This window comes from Mesorhizobium sp. M8A.F.Ca.ET.181.01.1.1, from assembly GCF_004792025.1.
GTDB lineage: Bacteria > Pseudomonadota > Alphaproteobacteria > Rhizobiales > Rhizobiaceae > Mesorhizobium.
Map to the genome: position 1 here is coordinate 1 of NZ_SRTV01000260.1, position 297 is coordinate 297.

The 297-nt window shown below is 63.3% G+C and carries 1 protein-coding gene; it reads right to left on the bottom strand.

What is annotated here, in order from left to right:
- Positions 1-297 (bottom strand): Fe-Mn family superoxide dismutase (locus EN824_RS34520; protein ID WP_281041416.1); only part of this gene is annotated, 297 nt, incomplete at both ends.

The following is a 297-nucleotide window of genomic DNA, read 5'->3' on the forward strand; positions in this document are numbered from 1 at the left end:
GTCACGCGTCAGCCACACCCAGCCGGTGCCGAACACGGTGTCCGAGACATCGACGGCGCGTTTGACGAAGCCGTCATAACCGCCAAAGGCCTTGTCGATTGAGGCGGCGAGATCGCCCTGCGGCCGGTTGGGGCCGCCCGGAACGAACTGATCCCAATAGGCAACGTGGTTCCAGGCCTGGGCCGCATTGTTGAAGATCTTGACGTCCGCAGCCTCCTTCGACCGGGCGGCTTCGACGACGATGCGATCGAGCTCCATATCGGCATAACGGGTGCCGGCGGCCATCGTATTGAGCTT